Source organism: Corynebacterium sp. KPL2825 (assembly GCF_037908445.1).
GTDB lineage: Bacteria > Actinomycetota > Actinomycetes > Mycobacteriales > Mycobacteriaceae > Corynebacterium > Corynebacterium kefirresidentii.
Genome location: NZ_JBBMGI010000001.1, coordinates 184718 through 208028, shown reverse-complemented (window position 1 = coordinate 208028; position 23311 = coordinate 184718). Strand labels below are relative to the sequence as shown.

The following is a 23311-nucleotide window of genomic DNA, read 5'->3' as shown; positions in this document are numbered from 1 at the left end:
GCCTACTTTCGGGCGTTGACGGCTGCCACGGTGTCATCAATAGACTCGGGGCGCGGAATACGGAAGGACAAAGCTAGGGCCGCAAGCAGGATGATGACGCAGGCAATCATGCCCGCGCGGTAGCCATGCTCGAAAGACCCGGAAACCGCGAAGAGCACTGCAAAGGACAGACCCGCGCCCAGGTTAAAGGCGCCAGCGTTCATGCCGGGCAGATAGCCCTGGTTATCGGCCGGCGAGAGCACAATTCCTAAGCCATTGAGCATGATATTGGCAATGCCCGCGTAGGTTACGCCCAGGAAAATAGAGACGAGAAGCAGGGTCCACGCGTTCGGAGCACCCACTACGAAAATAGAGATAATCAGGCCGACGACGGTGCCTACGAGGCCGGTTTGCAGAACGTACTTATAGCCCAACTTGGAGGCCATCCAGCCGGCAATCGGGCCGAAGACTAAGCCGGCGAGGGCGTACGGGGTAAGTGTGACCCAAGAAATGGTGCTGGCAGAAATTCCGGCGCCGGCGTCTGCATCCTGGCCAAGGTTAGGGATAAGGCCATTCATCACGGCAAAGACACCGGTCATGGTGAGCAGCGTGGTAGAAAGCAGTGCCCACGTGCGGCGTTGTTTGAGGTAGGCCACCGGTACGAGCGGATCGGCGACCTTCTTCTCCACATTCCAGAAGGCCCAGAAGCCGGCGGCACCGATGAGGAGAAGGATGATGACGAGGAGCCAATTGGCCTCAGCAAGCTTGCCGGCTTCGTTGAATGCGGTAAGAACGCAACCCAGCGCCACGGCCAGAGGTAGAACTCCTGCCCAATCCATGCGCGGGGTTTCGGCGGCCGTGGACTCCTTGGTAAATACCTGCACCGCTACTACTGCAATGACGCACAGAACTGCCATGGTCCAAAAGACCGAGCGGTAGCCAAAGTTGCCTGCCAGCCAGCCGCCGGCCAGCGCATCCACACCGGCAATACCACCGTTTACCGAGGTCACAATGCCCAGCAACAGGGCGTACTGCTGTTCATTGAGTACCTGCTGGCGCAGCATAATCAGGCACAGTGGGACCGTAGGCCCTGCCACGCCTTGAATGATGCGGCCGATAAGCAGCACAGCGACGTTCGGTGCAATGGCTGATACCACGCAGCCCAGCGCAGCTACCGCCATCATGCCAACGAGGACCTTCCTGCGTCCGATGAGGTCACCCCAGCGCGGCAGGAACAGTGAGAACAATGCTGCGGCCGTAAAGAATGCCGTTTGCGTCAGGCCGATCTGCGCGGTGGTAGCTCCCAGCTCATCTTCCATCGTCGCCAAGGCTGGCGAGAGCATCGACGCATTGAGCTGGAAAGCGAACACCGCCGTAAGCAGTGCGAACATCAACGGGATATAGGAGCTGGGCTGGAGCTTTGAGGGCTCGGAGGTGGTGGAAGTCATGGCTTTCAATGTAGTTGATGAATCCTGCGCTCCAGATATTTTCTCATTGTCTACTATCCATAGATTATGAAAACTCTCTCCTACTTCGTCGCTTTCATAACGGTGATGCTTTCTTTGGCTTCCTGTTCCTCTCCGGATTCGCAGCCGGCAGGAGCAACCGCAACTAGTTCCTCCAGCACGGCCAATAGTTCACCTATCAGCTCTAGTTCCACAAGCTCTGCGCCCGAGCCGTCCTCTTCGGAGCCGCAACCGACAGCGGAAGCTGAGCCTTCGCTTGCCGACGCTCCCCTAGCGAACACCGCCGAATCCACCACAGAACCCACCCTGACCGAGTACGTTTATGGCGGCGGTAGTTGGACCACCAACGGTTTGTACAGCGATGGGACTATTCGCTGGGCGCAAGAATGCCAAAACCTCCGCGACGAGCAAATGGCAAAATACCCCTACCGGTGCCCACAAACAGATCATTACGTCTCCGATCCGTCTCAGTGCTCCTCCCCGGTAGGCAACGGGACTGGCGGCTCAGATTCGGATTATGATCCCAGCATCCCGGCTTATATGACACGTTCCGCTGAGGTTGAGCAGATGCGCGCTGAAAACCAGAAGTGGTGGTTTAACTGCCAGGCAGAACATTCGGCTGAATACTGCCTCGAGAACGATCCTTGGACTCCATAGATTTCATGCTGATTTAACCAGCGATTCACCGCGGCTGCTTAGGCTGAAAAAGTTCCTTTTAAACCTTTTGTGGAGCTTTGTATGTCTGATTCAATTTGTATGTCTGATTCAAATAGTCGTTCTTCTTTTAATCGTCGCAACTTCCTGCAGATTGCAGGTGTGTCGGCCGCGGCGGTGGCTGCGGGTATTAGTGCACCGGCAAAGGCGGGTGCGCAGTCGAGCCTGAGCTCATGGGGATCGTCACGAGGTGGTGATCTGCCGCAGGATTCGGAGCTTTTTGGCCTAGGCGTAGCGGCGGGTACGCCGCGGCACGATTCGATGATCTTGTGGACCCGCCTAGCCCCAGAACCGCTGGCCGAGGATGGTCACGGCGGCATGACCGGTGGCGATGTCCGCGTGGGTTGGGAAGTTGCGAAGGATGAGGGGTTTGGGGACGTCGTCAAGCAGGGCGAGGCCTTAGCCCACCGCGAGCTGGCACACTCGGTACATCCGCAGGTCACTGGACTGGAGCCGGCAACTGAGTATTTTTATCGCTTCCGCGTGGATGGCAAGGTAAGCCCAGTAGGTCGGTTTAAAACTCTGCCCGCACCCGGCGCGAAGGTGGATGATTTCACCTTCACCGTAGCTTCGTGTCAAGCGTGGTATCACGGCTATTTCACCCCGTGGAAGCATATTGCGCAGGAGCCGGATCTGGATATGACCATTTTCGTGGGCGACTATATCTACGAATACGGCATTGTGGAAGGAGATAATTTGTGGCGCCAGGGCGCAAGCGTGCCCGATGTTTTCAAGGCAAAGGTGGAGACTCTGGAGCAATATCGCCTGCGCTACTCGCTCTTCAAATCTGATGAGCACCTGCAGGCCGCGCATGCGCGCGCCGCGATGGCGATTGTGTGGGATGACCATGAAGTAGAAAATAACTACGCCGGCAATTGGTCCGAGATTGGCACCAAGGCCGAGCACTTCCTCTACCAGCGCGCAGCTGCCTACCGTGCCTTTTATGAGAATCTTCCGGTCGCCCCGCCCGCGCTTCCCGAAGGCCCCAATAACCGCATTTATGATTCCTTCGACGTGGGCACGCTAATGCGTTTCAACCTGGTCGATACCCGCCAATACCGCGAGGAATCCGCGGAGGATGCCAGCATCTTGGGCGCGGAACAGGAGCAGTGGCTCAACGATAAGCTCGCCACCTCCCCGGCACAGTGGAACGTGGTGGTCAATAGCGTGGTCGTCGTACCAATCGCCGATAGCACCGACCAATGGGACGGCTTCCCAACAGCGCGCCGCCGCCTTATCGAGTCCCTATCTAAGGTAAGCGATCCCGTTGTCTTTACCGGCGATATTCACCAACACTGCGCTGCCGAGATTCAATCCGAATCGGGCCAGCCCGTCGGCGTGGAATTGGTCGCCACCTCCATTGCTTCCGATGGCGATGGCTTTGCCGGTTCCAAGAGCACCGAGTGGTTGGAAAAGCCATATGTGAAGGCCATGGATAAGCGCCGTGGCTACATCAAAGTGCACGCTACCCGCGAGCACCTCGATTCCGAATTCGTCGTCGTGCCCTGGATTGAGCGCGATGATACCGCCCCGCGCGAGACTGCTTTCTCCTTCCGTACCAATGCCGGCGAGCACACGCTGCGCTCCCTCTAAACCCCGAAAGGACAATTCATCATGGGACTTTTTAGCTCGCTTTCCTCTTCTTCCTCTCGCCACGGTTCTTCCCGCAAACATTCCTCTGACCAAGGGTCCTCTACCCCAGCTCCTACCGCGAGTGCTGCTCCACCGGCCGTAGCTAACATTCAGGCAGAACCGCAGCTCATGGAAAATTACGTCACTTGGGAGCCTGTTTCCTGGGACGTCGTCTTGGATCACTACCGTGTCATCGGCACCGATCCCAATGGTGTAGACGTGCTGTTGGGCAAGACCATCTTCCCCTTTTTCCACCACTCCCGGCGCGACGTCGCCGGTGAAAAGTGGTCCTACTACGTCAAGGTAGTAGATGCTTCCGGTACCGAGTCCGCTCCTTCTGGCAAGGCAACGTCTACCTCCCTGCCTTCGGTCACTGCTGGCCAAGCGCTAGCCACGATTGGTTCCTTTGATCGAAAAGGCACAGAGTTCCAGTACTCGCCAAAGGACTACAAGAAGATCGTCACTGCGCACCCAGACCAGACGATCACCGTTGGACCGGATGCTACGCCTGCCGACGTCCCTTATCTCCTCCCCGGTCCCGGCGATAAATGGGCCGGCAGCAAATCCTACACGCTGAAGTGGACGGTGAAATTGGATAAGCCTGCCTCAAAGGCGGCACTGGCACTGTGGCTCATTGATACCACCAAGCTCGGCGGTGTTCTCGATATCACGGTTAATGATTTTCATAAACAAATAGAGCTCCCGCAAGGCGCAACGCAAGGTTCGCGCCAAGGCGATGCCAGCGGGGAACCGACCCCGCTGCGACCGGCAGCAATCGAGTTTGCTCTCGCCGAAGATACCCTGAAGGAAGGAGAGAACCAGCTCGTCTTCACCCTCCGCGAAGGAGGCTGGCTGGCATGGGATGCACTGGGGATTTTTGCTGGGTAACACCATGCAAGCGGTGCTTTGCCTAGAAACGGGAAATTGTTCACCGATTCCTGATGTACGGTAGTAACATCTGCATTCTTCTAATACATAGTAAACAGCAGAGGACGCCGACGTTGAAAGGACTTAGCTTCCGTTATGGCTACACTTTCTGATCGCCTGCACCGAGCCCAGCAGGATTTTAACGCGGTGATTACCATCATCCCGTTTGATGAGCACGCGGTGGATGAATCACCCACGCTCATGGGGCAACCGGTGGCGTTCAAGGACATCGTGGATGTGGCATGCGTAGCTACTACCTGCGGCACCAAGGTCAAAGTTGGGCACGCACCGGTCAAGGATGCACCAGTGGTGCAGCGTTTGACGGCGAAGGGTGCGCTGCCGGTAGCGAAGGCGAACCTGCAGGAGTTTTCCTATGGCATTTTGGGCGATGCCTCGGCCTACGGTCGCGTTATCAACCCACGCGATCCCGAAATCTGCGGCGGTGGTTCTAGCTCTGGTTCTGCCGCTTTGGTGGCTTGCGGCGCGCTGCAGCTTACGGTGGGCTCTGATAGCGCCGGCTCGGTGCGAGTGCCTGCTGCTTGCCAGGGCGTGCTGGGGTTCAAACCCACCTTCGGCCTCATTCCGGTAGAAGGTGTCTTCCCCTTCGCCCCGAGCTTTGATTGCATTGGATTCTTTGCCTGCTCAATTGACCTCATTGAGCAGGCCTTTATTGCTACCGCAGATGAGAAACCGGCCGCGGCGCAGGATGTTTCTGCTCTTGATGTCACGGCCCTCAAGGCCAAGGGAGAGCGCTTCGCAGATCTTTTGGCGGCGCTAGAGCACTCGGACTTTAAGCTCGCCGAGGGAGTGGACTTGGAAGACACCATCGCCGCCACGGCCGAGCTCTACGAGCCGATGCGCTTGAAAGAGGTCTATGACGTCCACCGGCCGTTGCTGGACCAGCGCGAAAGGTACCAGGATGTCATTTTGCAGCGAGTGCTGGGCGGAGAAAATATCAGCCAAGAAGATTATGACGCGGCTGCACAGGGCGTGAAAGAGCTGCGCAAAAAGGCTCTTGCCCTGCTTGGCGACGCCCCCATTATTCTCACCCCTACCCTCGATTCCGGCCCCCTCAAGTGGTCCGATATCACCCCGGAGAATACCGCGGAATCGGCCGCGAGCCTGCGGCGCTGGACCGAGCCTTTCAATGTGCTTGGATGGCCGGCGATTACGGTGCCGCTGCGCGGCGAAGAGAAAAAAGGCGTGGGTGATGCGGTGCAGGTCGTCGGCAAGCCGGGCGAGGACCTGACCGTGCTGCGCGTTGCCCGCGCTCTGCAGGCCCTGCTCTAGGCCTCGGCCAGTACTGTCTTTTCCTGCGTGCGCGGCCGCCAATAGGCGGCTTCTACGGCGCTAAGCTCCTTGAAATGCGCTGAGGTGAGCTCATCCATTGCGTGGATATAGCCAGGAACCTCCTCGCGCGGCAAGCGCAACCCCATGGTCAGATGCGGGGTCCACCGCGGCCCGCGCCCGTCCGGATTGGCGGCACTGATTTTTCGCGCGGCAGTTTCTAGCTCGTCGGTCGTTTCAAGCAGCCAAGCCACCGTCTGCTTGCGCTTGGTGCCGAAAATGACGTTTCCTACCCGCCGGAAATCTGCCGGCATGACAGGCGGCAGCAGCTGCGCCGCTAAATCCACGACCTCTGGCTGCATGTGCGGTGAAAAGGTCACAGTAATGTGCGGGCGTTGATGTTGGACGGGAAAGCCGCGCTGGGCAAGGCCGGCAAAGATTTCGCGTACTTGGTCTTCCTGCTTTTGCGGCAGGTAGAGCAAGATATTATCCGGCGATGCTTTACTCACGGCGTGGCGTCCCTTTCTGCGGTCGGGTGCTTCCAGCGTACCGGCGCATTAGATGACAATCCCCTATTGTGCCAACGCAAACGTTTGCCGTTTAATAAGACTCATGAGCACTTCAGAATCATCGCCCCTCATCCTCGCCATCACGGCGTGTCCGACGGGCATCGCGCATACCTATATGGCGGCCGAGAACCTTGAGGCCGCAGCCCAAGAACTGGGCTACCGCATCAAGATTGAAACTCACGGTTCTATCGGCGTCGAAGGAGCCTTTAGCAAGCAAGATATCGAAGACGCCGATGCCATTGTCATTGGCGCCGATACTGTAATTTCCAAAGACCGCTTCCACGGCAAACGCCTCGAGGCCACCGGCGTGGACGAGGCCATCAAACACCCCAAGGAACTCCTGAGTAGGTCCTTGAGCGCTGCGCGCTGGGAAGGCTCCGCAGACAACAAGGAAGAAGAAGCGCCCCGCAAAAATAGTATTGGCCAGACCTTGTACAAAGCACTGATGAACGGCGTCTCGCACATGATCCCGTTCGTGGTTACCGGCGGTTTGCTCATTGCGGTAGCCCTCTCTATCGGTGGCACCCCAACGCCTGAGGGCATGGCGATTCCAGAAGATAGCTTCTGGAACACGGTCAATGAACTCGGCTCTCTGGCGTTTTCACTGATGGTTCCAGTTCTCTCCGGTTACATCGCTGTGGGCATCGCGGACCGACCGGGCCTTGCGCCTGGCCTTATCACCGGCCTCATCGCCACCACCGGATCACTATATGGGTCTGAAACGGGCGCCGGCTTCTTGGGCGGCATTGTCACCGGTATCTTGTCTGGTTATGTGGCCCTGGCCATTAAGAAGATTCCAGTGCACAAATTCATTGCACCGATCTGGCCCATCATTGTCATCCCGATTTTCACCACCCTCATCGTGGGGCTTATCTTTATCTTGCTCATTGGCGCACCGGTCTCGGCTGCATTCGAAACAATGACTGAGTACCTCGCCGGCATGCAGGGATCCTCCGTCATCGTGTTGGGCCTCATCCTTGGCGCCATGATTGCCTTCGACATGGGTGGCCCCTTCAATAAGACAGCCTTCCTCTTTGGCGGCGGCATGATCGCTGCTGGCAACGCGGCGCCGATGGGCATGGCGGCCTGCGCCATTGCTGTGCCACCTCTTGCCGTGGGCGTAGCCACGCTTCTGCGTCGCCGCTGGTTTAACAAAGCGGAAAATGATGCCGGCATTGCGGCATTGTTCATGGGATTCTTCGGCATTACTGAGGGCGCTATTCCGCTCGCTGCCGCACGCCCATTGCAGGTTATTCCCGCGAATGTTGCTGGTGGTGCCGTAGCTGGTGCACTTGCCGGAGCATTTGGCGCGCAAGACCACGTGATGCACGGCGGGCCAATCGTCGCGGTGCTCGGCGCCGTAGACAATGCCGTAGGTTTCTTTATCGCCATGCTCGCCGGCATCGCGGTCTGCGCGGGCCTTATCCTCCTGCTAGTGGGGTTGACGCAGCGCAAGGATAAACCGCTGGTAGCCGTGGACACGATCAGTCTGGATAAGGACTTGGGCTCTTCCAGCGAAGAGGTCATTCGTTCCCTAGTGAAGCTCACCTCTCCGCGAATGTCCGATGCGGAAGCGGTCGCTAGCGCCGCATTGCAGCGCGAATCTACCCGTTCCACCGGTGTGGGACACGGCGTAGCCATTCCGCACGCGCGGTCTGCCGGGGTAAAGGTACCCACCCTTGCCTTTGCCCGCCTGCCACAAGGTGTCACGTGGGCCGAGGGCGAGGACCCAACCACCCTCGCCTTCCTTATCGCCGTTCCCGACGATGCCGGAAAGCAGCACCTCAAGCTATTATCCAAGCTCGCACGCAACATAATGAAGGAAGACTTCCGCGCCCAACTCCACGGAGCACGGAACCGGAAGGAAGCCGCCGACATCATTTCCTCGGCCCTTTCGCCCGCCCCCTCTCCTAACAAGGCGGCCGCGACCAACCAAGCTTAAAGAGCCTTACTTTTGCGAGCGCTCAGCGATTTCTCCGCTGAGCGCTCTTTTTATGTCTAAACAGCGCGAAGATACCGCGATTCTGCTGCCCCCACGGACGGGGCAATGCGCCCAAAAGGCTCAGGCGACACTATGTGCCGACATGGTGGAATCTCATAAATCTTATGACAACCAGAAACCACAAGGTTCTTCATAGGCTCTAGCAAGAAACTGGCCAGTTTCGCCGGTGGCTGGCTTAAAACTAGGCCCACATACCTTAAATCAACCTCATTTCACCGGGAACCTGAGATATGGATTGAAAATTACCCCCATGGGGCGAGGCGTTCAACGCCGTCACTGAGGGATTTTAGGGGGTTCCTAGCTCAAATCGAGAAATAACTAAGAAGTAATTAGTTTTCCGGCAAATCATCTTTAGGAATCCTAATAATTGCTGGCCAGTTGGCTTTTACCCTGTGGTAATTGATTAAATTTTAAGTGAAGAGGAACGGAAATTCGCCGTGAACACCCCGCGATTCCCACCCTTGTGATACCCGCTAGGTTCCAGCAGAAAGGCACCGCTTATGTTTACCCCCAAAGTTCACTCCTGCGCCAAGAAGTTCGTCGCTCCTACACTTGCGGCAGCCGTCGCCCTCGGCGTTGGCGTAGCTCCTGCAGAGGCATCGAGCTCCTTGAGCAGCTTCGGTGGCGTGAACCTTCCGGTACCTTCCGCCAATCTTCCCGTTGCTCCGGGTGCCGCTGCAAAACCGGTCGCTCCAGCTTCCAGCCGCGTCCAGAACATCATCAACTACACCAACGACCACCGCAAGGCACACGGCTTGCGCCCGGTTCGCGCCAACGGTGCGCTCAATGGTCTAGCCCAGGATTGGGCCAATCAGCTGGTTCGCGCCGATAAGCTCAGCCACCGCCCGCAGCACTGGAATTACTACCCGGCCAATATCCCGGCCGGCGGTGAGAACGTGCTGCAGGCATGGAGCGACTACTCCGATGCGCAGCTAGTAAAGCTCTGGTACGAGTCCCCAGGCCACCGCAAGATCATGCTGGACCCACGCGCCAAGACCATCGGCGTTGGCGTTGCCATCAACGCTGAAGGCAAGCTCTACGCCGTCCAGAACTACGGCCGCTAAAGGTTTATAAAGCTAGAGCCTAGGGACTCTTGGACTCTAGCGAGCTATGCCGCCCCGTCTCGGCTTCCTTCTCTGAGACGGGGCGGTTCCCGTATATGGGTGGGGGTGCGCACGCGGGTAAATGAAAAGTAACCGCCTTCACAAATGTCAGTGGCGAGGGTTACACTTAATGACATTCGAATTGTTCAACAATCTTAAGGACGGTGTTGAATGTCCTCGCTCCATATCGATCTCAATGCGGATTTGGGAGAAACCACTGCGGGCAACCCGGTCGCAGATGACGCGGCGATGCTGGAGATGGTGTCCTCAGCAAACGTGGCCACCGGGTTCCATGCGGGTGACCCACACTCTATTGCTGGCACACTGAAGGCAGCCGCAGAGGCCGGCGTGACCGTAGGCGCGCACGTGGGTTATAACGACGCCGCAGGCTTCGGTCGCCGCTTTATTGATTACAACCCGAACGAACTCGCCGATGAGGTGACTTATCAAATCGGTGCACTTGATGCTTTGGCTCGCGCCAATGGCACCAAGGTCTCCTACGTAAAGCCACACGGTGCGATGTATAACGCGATCGTGAAGGATAAGGCACAGGCAGAGGGCGTCATCAAGGGCATCAAGGCCTTTGATGACTTGCCGGTAATGTTGCTGCCTGGGGGCGTAGCAGTGGACGTCGCCAAGCAGAGCGGGCTCACCGTCATCCGAGAGGCTTTTGCGGACCGCAATTACAACCCCGATGGCACGCTCGTCTCACGCAAGGAATCCAATGCGGTGCTGGGTAGCGCCGATGAGGTGGTACAGCGAGTACTGGAGGTAGCACAAACCGGGTCGATTACGGCCGTGGATGGCACGAAGTTAGAGGTGGATGCGCAATCCGTATGCACCCACGGCGATTCGCCCGGCGCGGTGAAGCTGCTGCGCGGCGTGGTGGAGCGCCTGCGGGAAGAAGGCATCGAGATTCGGAGCTTTATCTAATGCACATTAATTTTGTGGGCACGCGCGCGCTGCTCATTGACCTGGATGGATTAAACCAGGTGATGGATTGGCACGCGGCGCTTTCTGCCAAGCCATTGAAGAATCAGGTGGACTGCATCGCGGCCGCCACCACCCTACTGCTGACGTTTGAAGCACCGGATTCGGCGCGTGATGCGGCCGAATTCCTGCAGGACTTCTCCCCCGCCGCCGCGACTGCTGCGGAGGCCCGCACGGTAGAAATCGATGTGCTCTATGACGGCGAGGATGTCGACGAGGCCGCGGACCTGCTGGGTCTTTCGCGCGAGGCACTCATTAGTTGGCATACCTCCACCGAGTGGACCGCGGCCTTTGGTGGCTTTGCCCCGGGATTTACCTACTGCGCACCTTCAGATCCGTCCCAGGCCCGCGCGGTGCCGCGCCGCTCCAATCCCCGTACCGCGGTGCCGGCCGGTGCTGTGGGTATCGCGGGTGAGTTTTCTGCGGTGTACCCGCGCGTCTCCCCAGGCGGCTGGCAGCTGCTGGGCACTACCAATACGCCGATGTGGGATTCCAATGCGAACCCACCAGCCTTGGTACAGCCGGGTGACCGCGTGCGCTACCGCAGCGTGGATAAGCTGCCGGAGCTTGTTGATCACTCTGCCCGCTCGAAACGCGCCCCTGCCCGCTTGCCGCGCATGGAAGTTATCGATGCCGGCCTACTCACCCTCTACCAAGACTTGGGGCGCCCCGGCGTGGGCGACCTTGGTGTGACCCCATCGGGCGCCGCGGACCGCGCCGCCGCCGCTACCGCCAATGTGGCCGTGGGCAACCCGCGCGGGGCAACGGTGCTGGAAAATATCGGCGGAATCAAGCTCCACGCGCTCACCGATACCGTCATTTGCGTCACCGGCGCGACCGCCCGTGTACGCCTCGGTGAGATGCCGGTTCACCTCGCCCGCCCCGTGCTGGTCACGGCTGGGCAAACCGTCACCGTAGACCCCGCAACGGTAGGCATGCGCAATTACGTGGCTATTCGCGGCGGCATCATCGCCGAGTCCGAGCTCGGCTCCGCGGCCACCGACGTCCTTTCTGGCCTTGGCCCGGACCCGGTCACCACCGGCGATGTCATCGGCGTGCTGCCGCGCTCTACCGGCATGACCGATGCCCAGCTTTCCAACCCACTGCGCGTGCGCGAAAGCTCCGATGGCAAAACTCGCGCTACCTTGCGCTGCGTGCTCGGTCCCCGCGATGACTGGTTTGGCGATAATGTCTCCGCCTTCCTGGATACCGAGTGGACCGTCACCTCAGATTCCAACCGCGTGGGCCTGCGCCTCGATGGCGATGAGCCAATTGAGCGCGTTAAAGACGGCGAGCTTCCGTCTGAGGGCATGGTCGCCGGCTCCATCCAAATCCCACCGAATGGCAAACCCGTAGTCTTCCTGCGCGATCACGCTGTGACCGGCGGTTACCCCGTCATTGCCACTGTGTTGGAAGAAGATATCGATATTGCCGCGCAGCTGCCACCCGGCGCACGCGTGAACTTTGAACTCGTAGCACCTCAAGCCTTGAACACTGGAGATAAAAATGCAGATTAAAACCGTCCTCATTGCTAACCGCGGCGAGATTGCCGTGCGTATCGCCCGCGTCGCCCGCGACCTAGGCATTAAGTCCATCGCCATTTACTCCGAAGCAGATGCGGGTGCTTTGCATACCCAGGTAGCAGATGAAGCTTATGCGCTGCCGGGCAATACGGCTGCCGATACCTACATGAACGTACCCGCGCTGCTTGATATCGCGGTGCGTGCCGGCGCTGATGCTATTCACCCAGGCTATGGCTTTTTGTCCGAAAACGCCGACTTTGCCCGCACGGTGACTGAAGCCGGAATGATTTGGATTGGCCCTTCGCCCGAGCATATTGAGTTACTCGGTGACAAGATTGCTGCCCGCCGCGTGGCCGAAGAGGTCGGCGCGCCACTGGCGCCGGGTACTTCTGATCCCATCGATGATTGGCAAGAAGCCCGCACTTTTGCCGAAGAGCACGGTCTGCCCATTGCCATCAAGGCCGCTTATGGTGGCGGCGGACGCGGCTTGAAGGTCGTGGACAATATGGAAGAAATCGAGGGCGCGTTCAACTCCGCCGGCCGCGAGGCCATGGAGGCTTTCGGCCGCGCCGAGTGCTATGTGGAGAAGTTCCTCACCCACCCGCGCCACGTCGAAGCCCAGGTATTGGCCGATACCCACGGCAATGTGCGCGTGCTCGGCACCCGCGATTGCTCCACCCAGCGCCGCTTCCAAAAGCTCATTGAGGAAGCCCCAGCACCCGCGCTTTCCGACGCCCAACGCAACGGCATCATCGAAGGCGCCCGCTCCATTTGCGCCAAGGTGGGCTATGTCGGTGCCGGCACCGTGGAATACATCGTTTCCGAGGACGGCACCATTTCCTTCCTCGAGGTCAATACCCGAGTCCAGGTCGAGCACCCCGTTACTGAGGTAGTCACCGGCACCGATATCATCGCTGAGCAATTCCGCATCGCGGCCGGCGAGCCGCTGTCCTTCGATGAGGATCCACAATCCCACGGCCATGCTTTTGAGTTCCGCATCAACGCCGAAGACATCCTCAATGGCTTCGCTCCGTGCCCTGGCACCATTGTCTCCTTCGAGCCGCCGACCGGCCCGGGCATCCGCGTTGATTCCGCGGTACGCTCTGGCTCCATCATCCCGCCCTACTATGATTCGCTGATTGCCAAGCTGGTGGTATGGGGCCCGACCCGCGAGATCGCCTTGGCCCGCGCCCGCTTTGCCCTGCGCGAATTCACCGTCACCGGCGTGCGCACCGTGCTGCCGTTCCACCGCGACATGATGGATGAGCCCGCGCTCATCGGTACCGCTGCTCCGGCAGAGGATGCCGCTGCCGCGGGGGCTTCCGAGATTGGTGTCTTTACTGACTGGGTTGACCACAACTACCGCCCATCTGCCGCCAACCAGGTGGAAAAGGTCGAAGCCATCTACACCCAGCGTCGCAATGTTGCCGTGGAGATCGATGGCAAGCTGGTCAACGTTGGCGTTCCAGTAGATTTCCTTGCCGCACCGGGCGCCGCCTCGGCCGGCGGCTCTGCATCCACGGCACCATCTTCGGCTGGTGCGCAGTCCACCGATGACAACGCAGTCACCTCCCCATTCGAGGCCAACCTTGTGGCGTGGAACGTCGCGGACGGCGATACCGTAGCCGAAGGCGATGCCATCGCCACCGTAGAGGCCATGAAGATGGAATCTGCTATTAAGGCGCCGCGCGGCGGCACCATCAAGCTCTTGGCTGCTGAGGGAGACCGTCTGGATTCCTCGAAGGTTATTGCGACCATCGATTAATGCTCGTGTAGGGTTGTACACCTCATATTCAATGTGAGGTGCACAACTTTTTAGTACAGTTGTGAGCATGCTTTCCCAGTCTGTCGCCTCCGCGTTGCGCGAAGCCATTTCCGCAGGCGAATTCCAGCCCGGCGAGCGCCTCAGCGAGGTCAAGGCAGCCGAACGCTTCAACTGCTCGCGCAATACCCTGCGTGAGTCCTTCACGAGGCTCGCCGCGGAGCGCATTGTCGAGCGCATCCCCAACCGGGGTGTCTTCCTCGCAATGCCAGATGCAGACTATATCCGTGATCTCTTCGCCGCCCGCGCAGCCATCGAACCGGCGGCGGTGCGTTGGGGCGCTTTTGCCGACGCCCCCTCACTCGTCACCCTCACTTCCTCTGCCTTCGACTACGCGGCGCGCGGCGAGCACCAGGAAGTCTCCGCCATCAATCAGCGCTTCCACCGCACGCTGGTGGCCGCGCTCGGCTCCCCCACCCTAAATGAACAGATGGATAATCTACTCGCCCGCATGCGGCTTACCTTCCTCTTGGCCATCCCGCGCTACCCGCAACTACATGCGGACCATATTCAAGGAAATATCAACCTGGCCACGCTCATCGCAGATGGAAAACGGGATGAGGCTGCCACGCTTACGCATGACAGCCTCATGAATACGTGCGGCAAGATCCTCGCCGTGCTCGAGGATTAAGGAATGAGAAAATCTTGATCGCGGGCATTTGTCACTAACATTTGCCCCGGCGCGTGCGTGATAGCCAGGCGCGGCTTGGATTCCATCACGATGGCTTGTGGGGTGACTCCACAGGCCCAAAAGACCGGTAGGCAGCCGTCTGGTACTTCTACCGGCTCGCCAAAGTCTGGACACGAGAGATCCGCAATGCCGATGGCCGCTGGGTCACCTACGTGCACTGGGGCGCCGTGAACCGAAGGGTAGCGGGAGGTAATGCGCACGGCATCGGAGACCTGCGCGGCCGGGATAGGCCGCATAGACACCACCATGGGCCCGGAAAAGACCCCGGTCGGGGTGGTAGGAATCGAGGTCTTGAACATCGGCACATTGCGCTGCTGGGCAATGTGCGCGACCTCTATGCCGTTATCCTGCAGGGCAGTTTCAAAGGTAAAGGAGCAGCCGATAAGGAAGCTGACCATGTCTGGGGTGTAGTACGAGGTGGCGTCGCCAAGCGTGGCACTGTGCTCACCGTTTTCAAAGACGCGGTAGGCGGGGATATCGGTGCGGATATCTCCACCTGGAAGTAGCTCGGAGGTGTACTGCCCCGCCTCTAGCACGCCCACAATTGGGCACGGCTTGGGGTTGCGCTGGGCAAAAAGCAAGAAATCGAAGGCGTATTCCTGCGGCACCGCCAGCAGATTAGCCTGCATAAAGCCACGGGCATGGCCAGCGGTGGTGGCCATTTCATGGGTGCGCGCATACTCGCGCACCTGCTCCGGGGTCCGCATTAAGCCCATAGTTCGGTGATGCCGGAAAAGGCCTTGAAACCAATAAAGATGGTCAGCACCCACGCCAAGGCGCCAATGACCAGAAGCCACTTGGGGTACTTATAACCATGCAAAAGGTCGCGGCGGCGCCAGGCCACCCACATCACGAGGGCAAAGCCAATGGGCAGGATAAGGCCGTTGATGGCACCAGCGAAGATGAGCAGCTTCTGCGGAGCGGAGTTAATGGCCACGAAGACCACCGTGCACACCACAATGAAGACGATGGTGAGGATATTACGGGTGCGCGTCGAGGTCTCCTGGGAGGTCACAAAGGACACCGAGGTATAGGCCGCACCGATAACGGAGGACAAACCGGCAGCGAAGAGGACTACGCCGAAGGCACGCAGGCCGAACTCGCCAGCGGCATGGTAGAACGCATCGGCCGCGGTGTTGTCATCGGAAAGCGCCACCCCAGTGGCTACCACGCCGAGCACCGCCAAGAAGAGGAGCATGCGCATGATGCCGGTTACCACGATGCCGCTGACCGAGGTATAGGTAATGTTCTTGACGTTTTCCACGCCGGTGTGGCCAGAATCAATGAGTCGGTGCGCGCCGGCAAAAGTGATATAGCCGCCCACGGTGCCACCGATGATGGTGGTAATGACGAAGAAGTCAATCTCGCCTGGCGCGACGGTATTCTTTAGTGCCTCGCCCACCGGTGGTTGGCTGACCACCGCGACGTAGAGCATGAGCAGGATCATGACCGCACCGAGGACGGCAACAAGGCGGTCAAGTGCCATGCCGGCTTTGCGGGAGAGGAAGATAAAGACGGCGATAGCTGCGGCGATGACGCCGCCGATGCGCGCATCGATGCCCAGCATCGCGTTGATACCGAGGCCCGAACCGGCGATATTGCCAATATTGAAGACCGCGCCGCCGATAAAGACGAATACGGCAAGAACCCAGCCCAAGCCAGGAAGTACTGTATTGCCCAAGGTATTTGCGCGCATGCCGCTTACACACAGCACTCGCCACACATTGAGCTGGATGGCAATGTCAACGAGGATGGACAGCATAATCGCAAACGCGAAAGAAGCCCCCATCTGCACGGTAAAGACCGAGGTCTGGGTCAAAAATCCCGGACCGATGGCGGAGGTGGCCATGAGGAACATGGCACCGGCCATGGCGCCGAGGCCCTTTGGCGGGGTCTTATCCTCCGCCCGCGCCGGAGTGGCGTGTGATGTCTCAGCACTCACTAGATTTTACCTTTCGTGATGCAGGTCGCATTAAATTTGTGATGCGCATCATCTTAAGGGTTGCTATGCCTTTTGTTCAACAACTTTATGCTTTGTGGGGTGGCGCGGGGGTGATCTAGGCTACTTTCCTGCCGCGTTTTCCCAAGTGGCTAGCGATTATCCGCAATGCCTCGTCCGACGCTTTCACCTCGCTGGAACCAAAGCGCAGCACCACGTATCCGCGGTTTTCTAGCGCTCGCTGCCTTTTTATCTGCTGCTTGACCACGTGGACGGGCTCCTTGCCGTAGGTACCGTCATATTTGGCATCGCCATCGACCTCGACCACCAGCCAGCCATCGAGACAGAGATCCGCCCGATAGTTCCCGAGCAGCGGTTTCTGCGGCTCAATTTTCACCTGCGGGAAACGCTCGATAATGAGGGCTCGCAGATAGGACTCATAGGGCGATTCCGATCCGCCATACGCGTGCTCGATAACCTTACGCATGGCTGCTTGTCCCCTAGTGCGCTGCATTCTTGCCAGTTCTTCGCGCAAGTCATAGGTGGTGACGCCGTGTTGCCTGAGAGCAGAATCGGTAGCTACCAGGCCATCTGGGAAGCCGTGTAGCCGGGCGATTTCGAGGCAGGTGCGGGCGGGATGCGTGGTGCGCACACCTGCTACCGTCACCGTGGATTCCTGGAGGGACTTTACCCGGCGGTACCGATAGCCCTTCGCGGTGAGCCTGCGTGGGGGAACGCTTCCCGAAGGCACCGCTAACTCCACCTCCTCCCCTTTCCTGGAAATTACCCACATTCCCCACAGCCGCGCGGCCGATTTACTGATGAGGACGGCGCGGTGGGTGCTCCACCCGGCAGCGACTACTTTGGCGAATTGTTGTTTATGGCGCACCCATTGCCTCCAGGTGGCCGTGGGAACGGCGACCCAGGGCGCTATCTGGGTGAGCTCACCGCACTGGAGGGCTAAGTGGTGCGGACTTTCGGCTCCGGCGTAACGAAGGTTGATGAAGTGATCTGTAATCATGGTTTCATCTTCACTGCTGGAGGGGCGGAGCACGCGTTATGGGGCTCAGGAAGGTGAACTTCCGAGAACCTTCAGTGAGAGGCGGAACTTTAGGTCCAAGGTAATCGGGCCGAATTGAGAGCGTTGAGGCTGAGTTGAGGGCGGGTTGTGCTCAGATCGGCTCGATCACATTCGACCTAAGGGGAAGTAGTTCAATGCGGTGGTGTGCGGGGATAATTCAGCAGCGCGGTTAACCGTGCTTTACTAGAGATAATGGAACCCATCGAGCTCTCAGAACTTACCGGTACGCAATCGCGCACCTACGGTACCCGCAAGATCACCTCGGACATGGTCTCGGCACCAATCCATGTTGCGGTCGCGCTCTGGGACGAGCGTTGGGATTCCGCCCCCAACGGCACCATCGAAGGCTGGGTCATCGCGGTCAATACTAAGCAGACGCGTTTTGTGCGCCGCGGCCAGACTAAGAAGGGCGATATCGTCGATATCGCCGTACGGGAGGTCAAACGCGCACTCAAGGGACTCGACGGACGGGTGTGGATTGTCACTGGTCGCAGGCAGAATGCGTTGCGAGCGGCACTCACGGCAGACGGTTTCACGGTGACGGGAAGCTTTGCGGAAGAAAATAGGGCTTCGAAGAGCGCGAGCTCCGTGCGCCGAAAACAAGCCGGCCTTACTGCACGGAAGGCGCGCAAGATGGGTGAGGCACCGAAAAAGAAGCAAGCGACACAGGTAGAGACGCCGAAAGCACACTGGTGGCCGAACTTCTCGCGCGCCTCCTCATGGTCCAAGGGCGACGTGGTTCGCATAGCCACCGACGCTTCCTCGGATACCGTATTCAAGGGGTCGATGTGCTTCGTTGCGGGCAACGGCGACTACCGGTTACGAACTCGAGAAACCAAGGCGAGCACGGATGAGCTCGAGCTCGAAGCACTGACGCTCGCGCTGAAATACCTGCTCAAGGTGGGTGCGCGCAAGGCGGTTATTGAGTCCGATTCCGTAGCCGCTTTGGAGGCGGTCGAGCAGATTGTGCATAAGCGCGGCTCTAAAGCATCGCGGCCGGGGCGCACGTGGCGAGGGGTGTCTTCGGGTGCGCGGTCCCGATTCCAGCAAGCTTGGGGCGATATCCAAGGCCAATGCGAGGTCGACATTCGCCGTGTACTTGGGCATGCGGGTGATCCGCTGAATCGGGCGGCCGACCAGATTGCGTACATGGGGTTGCGCGCGATTGCGCATCCGATGAAGCAGTCTCGCGAGACTCTGCGCGAGGGGATCCAGAAAGCTCTCTTGGCGTTGTGACCCGAACGCTTAGGGCTTTGGGGCTGATCTGATCAAGCCGAATTGAGGGAATTAAGGCCGATCTGAGGCGGCCCGGCCTTCAGATCAGCCTGATCAGTATGGACCCAACGACAAGAGGCGCGCTGGGAGGGTCGCGGCTAAGCCGAGCCGGGCCGCGGAGTCAGACCAAGCGCCTGGCGCCTTCACCCGGACGCGCAACCAAGAAGGTAGGTTCCGGAAAGCCGCGCGAAACCGCAGCATCATAAATGGCTTGGGCGGTGGACTCGACGGAGGAGTGCGGGATGAGCGCGATAACCGCGCCGCCGAAACCACCACCGGTCATGCGAGCGCCCAGCTCGCCGGCCGCGGTAAAAGCGGAGTCGAGCTCCGGAGTGGTGACCTCATAAAGGTCGCGCAGAGAGATGTGGCTCTCGCGCATAAGACGCCGGAATGTATCTAGATCGGAAGATGCCAGCGCGGTAGCGGCATCTAGGGTCCGGTTGGTTTCTTCCACCACGTGGTGCACGCGGCGGCGATAGAGTTCCGCCTCGGCGGGATTGACGGTGGCGGCAAAGTCCACGGCATTCGAGATCTCGCGGATGGAGCAACCGGCGGCAGATTGGACGGCGTCGATGATGCCGCGGCGGGAGGCGTATTGGCCGTCGGAAAGCGTGTGCGGGGCATTGGTGTCCGCGATGAGCAGCACCATGTCTTGGGCCTCGATATTGAAAGGCACGCGCTCGACGGCGCCAGTGGAAAAGTCCAAAAAGAGGGCCTTGCCGCGCTGGCCAAAGAGACTGGCGTTTTGGTCCAATCCACCGGTAGAGGCGCCGACCACCTCGTTTTCGGCGCGAATGCAGGCTTGCGCCAGCTGGCTGCGGGCAGCGTCATCGGGAGAATGCCCGTGCGCGAGCTCATACGCGGCCACGGCCGTGGAGCACTCGAGGGCGGCAGAGCTAGACAGGCCAGAGCCGACGGGGACGTCGGAGACAATAGTGATATCAAGGCCCGTGCATGACAGCGTGCCCGCCGCGGTAGCGGCCCACACGGTGCCAGCAACGTAGCCGGACCAATCGGCGGGGTGGCCCGGACGAACATCGGCAAGCGGAAGCTCTGCATGGGCGATGGAGCCGTCGAACTCGGAAGCTATGCGGATAAGCCCATCGCTGCGAGGCGCGACAGCAACGGCGGTATTTTGCTCCAGCGCAAAAGGAATGGAGGCGCCGCCAGCGTAATCGATATGCTCGCCGATGAGGTTCACGCGGCCGGGAGCGGCCCACACGCCGGCGGGCTCGGGCGAATCCGGGAAGGCAGAGGCGAAGAGGGCGCGCGCAGCGGCAGCGAGCTCCTCATCGGTACGGGTCTCAATCCAGTTAAGCATCCCAGATCTCCTTGAACCGGGCGGCAATGCGCTCCGGGGTGGTGTCATTAATCCACACCGCCTGCGAAGACTCGGAGCCGGCGAGGTACTTCATGCGGCCGGGCGATCGCATAAGCGAAAAGAGCTGCAGGTGCATGCGGATGCCTGGGCGCAGTGCCTTGTCCACCGGTGCCTGGGTCCAGCCGGCGATATAGGGGGTCTTGTCCACGCCATCAAAGAAGCGATCCACCGCGGAGTACAGCTTCTTAAGCAAGGGCGCGAGGTCGGCACGTTGGGCGTCGCTAAGCGCGGCGAAGTCAGAGATGTGTTCATTGGGCAAGACCATAGCTTCCAACGGCCATTTGGCGGCGGCGGGGACGAAGACGGTGAAGTGCTCGGTCTCAGCAATGATGCGGGTGCCGGCGGCGCGCTCACGATCGAGGAGATCCTGAAAAAGGTCACCGTCGTAGGCTCGGGCGGAATCCACGATGGAGCGCAGGCGCGGCGAGAGGAATGGATAGGAATAAATCTGGCCGTGCGGGTGCTGGAGGGTCACGCCGATTTCTTCACCACGGTTTTCGAAGGGGAAAACCTGCTGCACACCGTCAATCTGGGACAACGCGGCGGTGCGGTGAGCCCAAGCCTCAATAACGGTGCGAATGCGGGATTCGGGCAAATCCTTAAAAGAAAGGGCGGGATCCTCGGTAAAACAGACCACCTCACAGCGGGCGCGCGCAGGAAGGCGCGGCACCATGCCAAGCAGGTTATCCTCCTCGGGGTGCTCGATGTCGGCCGCGGTAGCAAAAGACGGGAAGCGGTTTTCAAAGACCACCACGTCATAGCTAGGGCTGGGGATCTCCGTGGGCAGCTGGCCTTCGCGCGTGGGCGCTAGCGGGTTCTCATTGGCCGGTGGCAGGAAGGTTCGGTTCATACGGTGGGCGGCAAAGGCCACCCAGTCTCCTGTCAGGGGATCCCGGCGCATCTCAGAAGCAGGGGCGACGGTAGGGATATCGCGGGAATCAACGAGCACGCGATCAGGGTGGGGTTGGTCGTCGAAGTAGAGGATTTCGCGGCCGTCGGCAAGCGTGGCGGAGGTAATCTCAACCATTAGTCTTCTCCTGGGATGGTGATGGGCTTCAGGCGTGCCCACAGCACAAAGGCGGCGGCCACGGCCAGCAAAGCAAGGCTTGCCCATAGGTTATCGCTGACGTTTTTGGCCTGCCCGGTATCTGGGTTAATGCCTGGGTCAAGGAAGAAATAGCAGCCGAGCAAGATGAGGCCGTAGAGGCCGAGGAGTGCGGCGATGACGTTGCGCAGGTCGAATGCGCCCGCGCGCTTTTTCTCAGACATGTTGGGCTCCTTAGGCAAAGATGACGTTGAGTGCTACGGCCATAACTAGGCAGATAATGCCCAGCGGGACGGTCTGTTGGTACCACGGCAAGGACTTTTCGGTGTAGTCCTCAAAGTGGTCCTTGGGGGTTACGGAGGAAACGAAGCCGACCAGCTCGGCATCCGGCTTGGGCTGGGTAAACAAGGTAACCACGATGGAGACCACGATATCCACGGCGAAGGCCACGCCGGCCGCGACGAAGGCGGTGCCCTGGCCTGGAAGATTAATCATGTCCGTGAAAGAAGCGACGTACCAGAAAACGATGGCGGAACCAGTACCGGCCACCAGTCCGGACCAACCAGCGTGCGGGGTCATGCGCTTCCAGAACATACCCAAGATGAAGGTGGCAAAGAGCGGCGCATTAAAGAAGCCAAACAGGGTCTGCAGGTAGTCCATGATATTGCCAAAGTTCTGTGCCAAAAGCGCGGTGAAGATGGCAATAGCGGTGGCGATAACCGTAGCGATGCGGCCGAACTTCAAGTAGTAGTCATCCTCGCGGTCCTTGACCACGTAGGTCTGCCAGATGTCATAGGAAATGACGGTATTAAAAGCCGAGATATTTGCCGCCATGCCGGCCATGAACGACGCCAAGAGACCGGCAATTGCCACACCCAATAGGCCATTGGGTAGCAGGTCGCGCATGAGCAGCAGGATGGCGTCGTTCGGCTCGGCGCGCTCCTCCATCAAGTCAGCCACGGACACGGAAGCAACCATGCCCGGAATAACCACCAGGAAAGGTACGAACATCTTGGGGAAGGCACCGATAATCGGGGTCTTGCGGGCCGCGGAAATAGAATCCGAGGCCATGGCGCGCTGGACTTCTACGAAGTTGGTGGTCCAGTAGCCGAAGGAGAGCACGAAGCCTAGGCCTAGGACGATGCCGATGACAGACCACACCGGGTTTTCGAAGCCGGAGATGTCCGTGCCCGGCCAGGTGTGGAAGTGAGAGTCATTGGCCACGGCGTCTTTTAACCCGCTCCAGCCGCCCACGCGGTTCAACCCAATAATGGTTAGTGGGGCAAGCGCGGCGATGATAACGAAGAACTGCAGCACCTCGTTATAGATGGCGGCCGAAAGGCCCCCCAAGGTGATATAGGACAGCACAATAAACCCGGCGACCAAGAGCGATACCCACATCTGCCAGCCCAATAGGGCCTCTACGATGGTGGCCAGCAGGTACAGGTTCACACCTGCAATGAGCAGCTGGGCTACGGCAAAGGAAATCGCGTTGACCAAGTGCGCGGCATTGCCAAAACGTTTGCGCATAAATTCCGGCACCGAGCGGACCTTGGAGCCGTAGTAGAACGGCATCATCACAATGCCCAAAAAGACCATGGCGGGGATGGCACCGATCCAGAAGTAGTGCATGGTTTGGAAGCCATACTCCACACCATTGGCGGACATACCGATGATTTCTACCGCGCCTAGGTTGGCCGAGACGAAGGCCAGTCCGGTCACCCAGGCGGGCAATCCTCGACCGGAGAGGAAGAAGTCGATGGAACTAGACACCCTGGCCTTGGCGGCCCAGCCGATACCTAGAACGAAGAGGAAGTAGATGGCTACCAATAAGTAATCCACCCAAGAGGCATCGAGCCTCAATACGGATTCAGCAGTCTCCATG

The 23311-nt window shown here is 59.3% G+C and carries 20 protein-coding genes; 11 read left to right on the top strand and 9 right to left on the bottom strand.

Translation table 11 applies throughout. The features are described 5' to 3' along the window. Positions 1-2: 2 nt before the first annotated feature. Positions 3-1427 (bottom strand): uridine transporter UriT, encoded by a 1425-nt coding sequence (uriT, locus tag WMQ00_RS01080; RefSeq protein ID WP_340440590.1) that lies wholly within the window; start codon positions 1425-1427, stop codon positions 3-5. 66 nt (positions 1428-1493) lie between these two features. On the opposite strand from uriT, the gene WMQ00_RS01075 reads away from it, so the two are divergent. From WMQ00_RS01075 to WMQ00_RS01060, 4 genes are all read left to right on the top strand, one after another. Then, positions 1494-2102 carry a hypothetical protein gene (locus WMQ00_RS01075; RefSeq protein WP_340440589.1) on the top strand — a complete coding sequence of 203 codons (609 nt, stop codon included), beginning with the start codon at positions 1494-1496 and terminating at the stop codon, positions 2100-2102. Positions 2103-2183: 81 nt separating this feature from the next. Further along, on the top strand, positions 2184-3752 hold the full coding sequence (locus tag WMQ00_RS01070; RefSeq protein ID WP_340440588.1) for an alkaline phosphatase D family protein: 1569 nt from the start codon (positions 2184-2186) through the stop codon (positions 3750-3752). 21 nt (positions 3753-3773) lie between these two features. Beyond that, positions 3774-4679: a polysaccharide lyase family protein gene (locus tag WMQ00_RS01065; protein WP_023020738.1), complete on the top strand. Its 906-nt coding sequence runs from the start codon at positions 3774-3776 to the stop codon at positions 4677-4679. A 135-nt stretch (positions 4680-4814) separates the two neighbouring features. Continuing rightward, positions 4815-6008 (top strand): amidase, encoded by a 1194-nt coding sequence (locus tag WMQ00_RS01060; protein WP_316359978.1) that lies wholly within the window; start codon positions 4815-4817, stop codon positions 6006-6008. Here WMQ00_RS01060 and WMQ00_RS01055 read toward each other — a convergent pair. After that, entirely contained in the window at positions 6005-6514 is a 510-nt protein-coding gene (locus WMQ00_RS01055; protein WP_308767468.1) for a 2'-5' RNA ligase family protein, read from the bottom strand. The genes WMQ00_RS01060 and WMQ00_RS01055 overlap by 4 nt on opposite strands. Before the next feature lie 103 nt (positions 6515-6617). On the opposite strand from WMQ00_RS01055, the gene WMQ00_RS01050 reads away from it, so the two are divergent. The 6 genes from WMQ00_RS01050 to WMQ00_RS01025 all read left to right on the top strand — a co-directional run bounded on the left by WMQ00_RS01050 (position 6618) and on the right by WMQ00_RS01025 (position 14645). Beyond that, a complete protein-coding gene (locus WMQ00_RS01050) occupies positions 6618-8516 on the top strand; it encodes a fructose-specific PTS transporter subunit EIIC (protein ID WP_340440587.1) in 1899 nt (632 codons plus the stop codon). Between the two features lie 560 nt (positions 8517-9076). Then, the gene (locus tag WMQ00_RS01045) at positions 9077-9640 is read left to right on the top strand and encodes a CAP domain-containing protein (RefSeq protein ID WP_284835951.1); all 564 of its coding nucleotides are present in this window, start codon (positions 9077-9079) and stop codon (positions 9638-9640) included. Positions 9641-9850: 210 nt separating this feature from the next. Next, the gene (locus WMQ00_RS01040; protein ID WP_340440586.1) at positions 9851-10612 is read left to right on the top strand and encodes a LamB/YcsF family protein; all 762 of its coding nucleotides are present in this window, start codon (positions 9851-9853) and stop codon (positions 10610-10612) included. Continuing rightward, positions 10612-12186 carry a 5-oxoprolinase subunit B/C family protein gene (locus WMQ00_RS01035; RefSeq protein ID WP_284835949.1) on the top strand — a complete coding sequence of 525 codons (1575 nt, stop codon included), beginning with the start codon at positions 10612-10614 and terminating at the stop codon, positions 12184-12186. Before WMQ00_RS01040 ends, WMQ00_RS01035 begins: the two co-directional genes overlap by 1 nt. Beyond that, positions 12176-13957: an acetyl/propionyl/methylcrotonyl-CoA carboxylase subunit alpha gene (locus tag WMQ00_RS01030; RefSeq protein ID WP_239208631.1), complete on the top strand. Its 1782-nt coding sequence runs from the start codon at positions 12176-12178 to the stop codon at positions 13955-13957. Before WMQ00_RS01035 ends, WMQ00_RS01030 begins: the two co-directional genes overlap by 11 nt. Before the next feature lie 67 nt (positions 13958-14024). Continuing rightward, positions 14025-14645, top strand: a complete 621-nt coding sequence (locus WMQ00_RS01025) for a GntR family transcriptional regulator (protein WP_340440585.1) — start codon at positions 14025-14027, stop codon at positions 14643-14645. Here the strand turns inward: WMQ00_RS01025 and WMQ00_RS01020 are convergent. From WMQ00_RS01020 to WMQ00_RS01010, 3 genes are all read right to left on the bottom strand, one after another. Continuing rightward, positions 14642-15421, bottom strand: a complete 780-nt coding sequence (locus tag WMQ00_RS01020) for a putative hydro-lyase (protein WP_445293057.1) — start codon at positions 15419-15421, stop codon at positions 14642-14644. The genes WMQ00_RS01025 and WMQ00_RS01020 overlap by 4 nt on opposite strands. After that, positions 15412-16575: an NRAMP family divalent metal transporter gene (locus WMQ00_RS01015; RefSeq protein ID WP_034656254.1), complete on the bottom strand. Its 1164-nt coding sequence runs from the start codon at positions 16573-16575 to the stop codon at positions 15412-15414. Before WMQ00_RS01015 ends, WMQ00_RS01020 begins: the two co-directional genes overlap by 10 nt. 187 nt (positions 16576-16762) lie before the next feature. Continuing rightward, on the bottom strand, positions 16763-17665 hold the full coding sequence (locus WMQ00_RS01010) for an endonuclease domain-containing protein (RefSeq protein ID WP_239208629.1): 903 nt from the start codon (positions 17663-17665) through the stop codon (positions 16763-16765). Between the two features lie 252 nt (positions 17666-17917). Here WMQ00_RS01010 and WMQ00_RS01005 point away from each other — a divergent pair, with 252 nt between their 5' ends. After that, complete coding sequence (locus WMQ00_RS01005) at positions 17918-18961, top strand: RNase H family protein (protein WP_200288139.1); 1044 nt, start codon at positions 17918-17920, stop codon at positions 18959-18961. 160 nt (positions 18962-19121) lie between these two features. Here WMQ00_RS01005 and galK read toward each other — a convergent pair whose 3' ends face one another. From galK to WMQ00_RS00985, 4 genes are read right to left on the bottom strand one after another with little or no spacing between them, the layout of a single operon-like run. After that, entirely contained in the window at positions 19122-20321 is a 1200-nt protein-coding gene (galK, locus tag WMQ00_RS01000) for a galactokinase (protein ID WP_023020725.1), read from the bottom strand. Then, positions 20314-21408: a galactose-1-phosphate uridylyltransferase gene (gene galT, locus WMQ00_RS00995; protein ID WP_340440583.1), complete on the bottom strand. Its 1095-nt coding sequence runs from the start codon at positions 21406-21408 to the stop codon at positions 20314-20316. Before galT ends, galK begins: the two co-directional genes overlap by 8 nt. Continuing rightward, positions 21408-21650 (bottom strand): hypothetical protein, encoded by a 243-nt coding sequence (locus WMQ00_RS00990; RefSeq protein ID WP_023020723.1) that lies wholly within the window; start codon positions 21648-21650, stop codon positions 21408-21410. The genes galT and WMQ00_RS00990 overlap by 1 nt, the downstream gene beginning before the upstream one ends. Before the next feature lie 10 nt (positions 21651-21660). Next, positions 21661-23310, bottom strand: a complete 1650-nt coding sequence (locus WMQ00_RS00985) for a sodium:solute symporter family protein (RefSeq protein ID WP_200288142.1) — start codon at positions 23308-23310, stop codon at positions 21661-21663. Between the last annotated feature and the right edge of the window lies 1 nt (position 23311).

What these genes read in the sequence shown, in the direction of transcription:
- WMQ00_RS01010 (WP_239208629.1), bottom strand. Translation starts at nt 17,665, where the DNA reads ATGATTACAGATCACTTCATCAACCTTCGTTACGCCGGAGCCGAAAGT.
- WMQ00_RS01040 (WP_340440586.1), top strand. Translation starts at nt 9,851, where the DNA reads ATGTCCTCGCTCCATATCGATCTCAATGCGGATTTGGGAGAAACCACT.
- galK (WP_023020725.1), bottom strand. Translation starts at nt 20,321, where the DNA reads ATGCTTAACTGGATTGAGACCCGTACCGATGAGGAGCTCGCTGCCGCT.
- WMQ00_RS01070 (WP_340440588.1), top strand. Translation starts at nt 2,184, where the DNA reads ATGTCTGATTCAATTTGTATGTCTGATTCAAATAGTCGTTCTTCTTTT.
- WMQ00_RS00985 (WP_200288142.1), bottom strand. Translation starts at nt 23,310, where the DNA reads ATGGAGACTGCTGAATCCGTATTGAGGCTCGATGCCTCTTGGGTGGAT.
- WMQ00_RS01030 (WP_239208631.1), top strand. Translation starts at nt 12,176, where the DNA reads ATGCAGATTAAAACCGTCCTCATTGCTAACCGCGGCGAGATTGCCGTG.
- galT (WP_340440583.1), bottom strand. Translation starts at nt 21,408, where the DNA reads ATGGTTGAGATTACCTCCGCCACGCTTGCCGACGGCCGCGAAATCCTC.
- WMQ00_RS01005 (WP_200288139.1), top strand. Translation starts at nt 17,918, where the DNA reads ATGGAACCCATCGAGCTCTCAGAACTTACCGGTACGCAATCGCGCACC.
- WMQ00_RS00990 (WP_023020723.1), bottom strand. Translation starts at nt 21,650, where the DNA reads ATGTCTGAGAAAAAGCGCGCGGGCGCATTCGACCTGCGCAACGTCATC.
- WMQ00_RS01065 (WP_023020738.1), top strand. Translation starts at nt 3,774, where the DNA reads ATGGGACTTTTTAGCTCGCTTTCCTCTTCTTCCTCTCGCCACGGTTCT.
- WMQ00_RS01035 (WP_284835949.1), top strand. Translation starts at nt 10,612, where the DNA reads ATGCACATTAATTTTGTGGGCACGCGCGCGCTGCTCATTGACCTGGAT.
- uriT (WP_340440590.1), bottom strand. Translation starts at nt 1,427, where the DNA reads ATGACTTCCACCACCTCCGAGCCCTCAAAGCTCCAGCCCAGCTCCTAT.
- WMQ00_RS01025 (WP_340440585.1), top strand. Translation starts at nt 14,025, where the DNA reads ATGCTTTCCCAGTCTGTCGCCTCCGCGTTGCGCGAAGCCATTTCCGCA.
- WMQ00_RS01060 (WP_316359978.1), top strand. Translation starts at nt 4,815, where the DNA reads ATGGCTACACTTTCTGATCGCCTGCACCGAGCCCAGCAGGATTTTAAC.
- WMQ00_RS01045 (WP_284835951.1), top strand. Translation starts at nt 9,077, where the DNA reads ATGTTTACCCCCAAAGTTCACTCCTGCGCCAAGAAGTTCGTCGCTCCT.
- WMQ00_RS01050 (WP_340440587.1), top strand. Translation starts at nt 6,618, where the DNA reads ATGAGCACTTCAGAATCATCGCCCCTCATCCTCGCCATCACGGCGTGT.
- WMQ00_RS01020 (WP_445293057.1), bottom strand. Translation starts at nt 15,421, where the DNA reads ATGGGCTTAATGCGGACCCCGGAGCAGGTGCGCGAGTATGCGCGCACC.
- WMQ00_RS01075 (WP_340440589.1), top strand. Translation starts at nt 1,494, where the DNA reads ATGAAAACTCTCTCCTACTTCGTCGCTTTCATAACGGTGATGCTTTCT.
- WMQ00_RS01015 (WP_034656254.1), bottom strand. Translation starts at nt 16,575, where the DNA reads ATGGCCGGTGCCATGTTCCTCATGGCCACCTCCGCCATCGGTCCGGGA.